The sequence below is a fragment of the Allocoleopsis sp. genome (assembly GCF_036703385.1).
Classification (GTDB): Bacteria; Cyanobacteriota; Cyanobacteriia; order Cyanobacteriales; family Coleofasciculaceae; genus Allocoleopsis.
The window spans coordinates 1-5,074 of the sequence record NZ_DATNPA010000435.1; the positions used below are offsets into that span (position 1 = coordinate 1).

General features: G+C 41.9%; 1 protein-coding gene. It reads left to right on the forward strand.

Annotated elements, in window-relative coordinates; genetic code table 11:
• Positions 1 to 260: 260 nt before the first annotated feature.
• Positions 261 to 5,074: ATP-binding protein (locus V6C93_RS21415; RefSeq protein WP_333478704.1), on the forward strand; the 4,814-nt coding region annotated here is incomplete at its 3' end.

Consider the following 5,074-nt stretch of genomic DNA (forward strand, 5'->3'; position numbering starts at 1 on the left):
TATTCCGACAGAGTAATTAATAAAGGATTAAGTTTTTGCAACAAAAGCTTAATCTGAATTTTAATATATTATTAATAATTATTTTACTTTTTGGACATACAGGGATTATTCTCAGAGTTAATCCTTACTAAATTTTAGCAAACGCTCCTGACTTTTACGGAAAGTCCTGAAAAATTAAATATAGGGAGAGGGGCAAAGAATCTCCTTTTCCCTGCTCGTTCTGTGTACCCGATCAAACCATCCATTGAAAAGTCAAAACGATGAGCGCCCTATTAGGCTACCAGATTCTCGGTCAAATCTATGAAAGTCCCAATTCGATAGTCTATAGGGGTATCCGAGACGAAGATAGCCAAGCGGTTATCCTCAAGTTACTTAGGGAAGAGTACCCTACGCCCGCAGAAATCATTAGATATAAACAGGAATATAAAATTACTCACAGCTTGAATCTTGAAGGCGTTGTCAAGGCCTATAGCTTAGAAGAGTATCAAAAAACTCTGGTAATCACCTTTGAGGATTTTGGCGGCGAATCCTTAAAGATATTGATGAATAAAAAAAAATTTACACTCCAAGAATTTTTATTGCTCGCCATCAAAGTTACTGAGATTTTAGATGAAATTCATGGCAGTAATATTATCCACAAGGACATTAATCCATCGAATATTGTTTTAAATCCCACTACGGGACAGCTTAAACTCATTGACTTTGGCATTTCCACTATCTTATCCCGCGAAAATCATACAATCAAAAATCCTAATATTTTAGAGGGGACTCTAGCCTATATTTCACCAGAGCAAACCGGGAGAATGAACCGTTTGCTGGATTACCGAACTGACTTTTACTCTCTGGGTGCCAGCTTTTATGAACTGCTTACCCATCAGTTGCCCTTTGATGCAACCGATGCAATGGAGTTAGTTCATTGTCATATTGCTAAACAACCCACACCTCCTCACCAAGTCAATCCAGAGATTCCCACAGCGATTTCAGAGATTGTTATGAAGTTATTAGCGAAAACCGCTGAGGAGCGATATCAAAGTGCTTGGGGAATTAAAGCGGATTTAGAAGCATGTCTTTCCCAGCTACAAAATAACAACAAAATTTTAGATTTTCCTCTGGCGCGTCATGATATTTCTGGCAAATTTCAAATTCCGCAAAAATTATATGGGCGTGAGGCAGAAGTAGAAATTTTACTCGCAGCATTTGAACGAATAGCAGCAGGAGGACTAGGTGAAGAGGCGGAGATAATCTCTGCATCTAAAATGCTCAATTCACCTATAGGACGTTTGCCCAGCGCGACACAGTCCAGTCCGAGGACGGAAAAATCTAAAATCGAAATGATGCTGGTGTCAGGTTATTCTGGCATCGGTAAGTCAGCACTGGTGCAGGAACTTTATAAACCGATTACTAGGCATCGAGGGTATTTTATTTCGGGGAAATTTGACCAACTCCAGCGCAACATCCCCTACTCAGCGATCGTTAGCGCTTTTTCTGATTTAGTGCGGCAACTTTTAACTGAAACAGAAGCCTCTCTTGCTCAATGGCGCGAAAAACTTTTAGCAGCTTTCGGTGCTAGTGGTCAAGTCATTATTGATGTGATTCCGGAAGTGGAACTGATTCTAGGTAAGCAGCCTGCTGTGCCAGAGCTAGCGCCCGCTGAATCTCAAAACCGCTTTAATTGGGTGTTTAAAAACTTCATTAAGGTGTTTACCCAACCCAAACATCCCTTAGTGATGTTTATCGATGATTTGCACTGGGCAGATGTGGCTTCACTGAACTTGATTAAGTTGCTAATGACCGCACCGGATAGTGAATATTTGTTCTTCATGGGTGCCTATCGCGACAGCGAAGTGAGTGAGGCTCATCCGTTGATGTTAACGGTCGATGAAATTCGACAATCTGGAGTCATAGTCAATCATATTGTACTCTCACCTCTAGATTTGTTTAACGTCAATCAGTTAATTTCAGAAACATTGAATTGTCCTCCAGGTGAAACCATCTCTTTTGCCGAATTAGTACTGGCAAAAACAGATGGCAATCCCTTCTTTATGAATGAATTTTTGAAATCCCTTTATGGCGAAAAACTATTAGAATTTAATCGATCGCAGGGTCGGTGGCAGTGGGATTTAGAGCAAATTAAAGCAAGGCGCATTACCGAGAATGTTGTCGAACTGATGGCGAGTAAGATTCAAAAATTGAGTGCGATCGCACAACGGGCATTGCAGCTAGCGTCCTGTATTGGTAATCAGTTTGACCTGCAAACGCTAGCGGTTGTCTTAGAAAAATCTCTCAAAGAAACTGCCCTTGACTTGCACGAAGCCGTTGCAGAAAGTATCGTCTTACCTTTAGATAATGCCTATAAGGTACTTGGAGGATGGGAACAGGAAGCCAAAGTCCCAATCGCCAATTTTCAATTCCCCATCTCCATTGAATACAAGTTTGCCCACGATCGCATCCAGCAAGCCGCTTATTCCCTAATTCCAGCACAAGACAAGCAAGCTGTTCACTGGCAAGTCGGGCAACTTCTGTTGCACAACACTCCGCAGCAGCTGCGAGAACAGAAGATTTTTGACATTGTCAATCAACTCAACTTTGGTCTTAAATTAATCGCTGTTCAGTCAGAACGAGATGAACTCGCTCAATTAAATCTTATGGCTGGTAAAAAAGCCAAGGCATCAGCCGCTTATGAACCAGCCTGGAATTACTTAAAAATTGGCATGGATTGCCTCAGCGTAGATAGCTGGCAAAGGCAGTATCACCTAACCCTAGCACTCTATGTGGAAGCAGCAGAAGCGGCTTATGTCACGGGTAATTTTGAGGAAATGGAGAGATTGGCTTCAGTTGTGCTGCAACACGCTAAAACCGTTCTGGACAAAGTCAATGTATATGAAGTCAAGATCCAAGCCTATACAGTAAAGAATAAACCCCTAGAAGCGATCGAGACTGCACTTTCAGTCTTGAGTGTTTTGCAAATTCGCTTTCCCAAGAAACCCAATAAATTACATATTTTATGGGAACTGGCGAGGACTAAGTTAAGGTTTGCAGGGAAACCAATCGACGGCTTAATCGACCTACCTCAAATGACTAACCCTGACAAACTAGCTGCTATGCGTATCCTTTCAGGTGTAGTTTCTGCGGTCTATTTTGCCGCGCCGGAACTTCTACCCCTGATTGTGTTAAAACAGGTCAATCTATCGCTCGAGTATGGTAACACTTCTGCGTCCTGCTATGCCTACGCCACATACGGACTTATTCTTTCTGGAGAAGTCGTAGGAGACGTTGAGTCCGGTTATCAATTTGGTCAACTTGCTCTTAAATTGGTCGATAAGTTTAATGCCAAACAACTCAAAGCTAGGACAGTCCTAATTGTTAATTACTTTATCAGACATTGGAAGGAGCATCTTGGGGAAACCTTAACCCCTTTGCTAGATGCTTACTTAATTGGATTGGAAACTGGAGATTTAGAATACGCCGCTTATGCCGCCTGTGTGTACTGCTACCATTCCTATGTCCTGGGTAAAGAATTAGTCAGGCTGGAACGAGAAATGGCGCTGTATAGTAATGCCCTAAAGCAACTCAAGCAAGAAACATCGTTTTATTATAACGAACTCTGTCGGCAGGTCGTATTAAACTTGATGGGTCGGGCTGAAGATAAGTGCCGTTTAATTGGTGAAAGCTACAACGAAATCGAAATGCTTCCCATTCATCGGGAGGCCAATGCTAAAAATATTTGCCACTCGCTATATTTTTATAAATTAGTTCTCTGTTATCTTTTTCAAGATTATCCTCAAGCTATTAAAAACGCTCAGTTAGTTGAAGAATTTATCGATAGTGCTGTCGGGACAATTCCTCTGTCCCACTTCTACACATCCCTTGTCCACTTGGCTATATATCCGAATGTTTCCTCGTCTGAACAGAAGCAAATATTACTGAAGGTAAAAGCCAATCAGAAAAAAATAAAAAAATGGGCTAATCATGCTCCAATGACTCACCTGCATAAATTTTATTTAGTGGAGGCAGAGCGACACCGAATCCTTGGTCATAAAGCTCAGGCAATAGACTATTATGATCGCGCGATCGAACTGGCAAAAGAACATGAATACATCAATGAAGAAGCACTCGCTCATGAACTAGCCGCCAAGTTTTATCTGGGTTTAGGTAAAGTGAAAATCGCACAGGCTTATCTGCTTGATGCTCGTTATTGCTATCGTCGCTGGGGAGCAATTGCTAAAGTCAAGGATTTAGAAGTGCGATATCCTCAATTGCTGACTAGAAAGTCGGATAGCGTGACTAACGCTCATTTTGGCACGTCAGCAGCCCGAACTGGAAGAATTGAGCCAACGGCATTGCTCGATCCAACAACAACAAGCAGCGGCAGTTCAGAATCGTTGGATTTAGCAACAGCAATCAAAGCAAGCCAAGCCATTTTTAGTGAAATGATGCTAGATAAATTACTGGCAACATTGATGAAGATTCTGATTGAGAATGCTGGGGCGCAAAAAGGCTTTCTGATTTTGGAACAAGCGGGTAAACTGCTGATTGAAGCAGAAGGCGCAATGGAGCGGGATAACGTCACGGTATTACAGTCAATTCCTATCGAATCTATGGGAGCGCTTGACAATATGCCTCTACTTTCCCTGGCTATTGTCAATTATGTGGCTCGCATGAAGGAAAGTGTAGTTTTAAATGATGCGGCTCGTGAGGGAAATTTCAAACTTGACCCCTACATTATCCAACATAAACCCAAATCAATCTTGTGTTTTCCTCTAATTAATCAAGGCAAACTCATCAGTATTGTTTACCTAGAAAATAATCTTACCATAGGAGCTTTTACTCCTGATCGATTGGAAATCTTAAAACTCTTATCCGCCCAAGCGGCGATCTCAATTGAAAATGCCAAACTCTACACAGAAGTTAAGGAAAGCGAGAGGAAGCTGACTCAATTTTTAGAAGCCGTGCCGGTGGGTGTGTCGGTACTGGATGCTAATGGTAAACCCCACTACCGCAATCGCATTGCTCATCAGTTATTTGGTCAAGGTGTTCTTGCTGAAAGTCCAGCTGAGCGACTAGCAACGGTTGA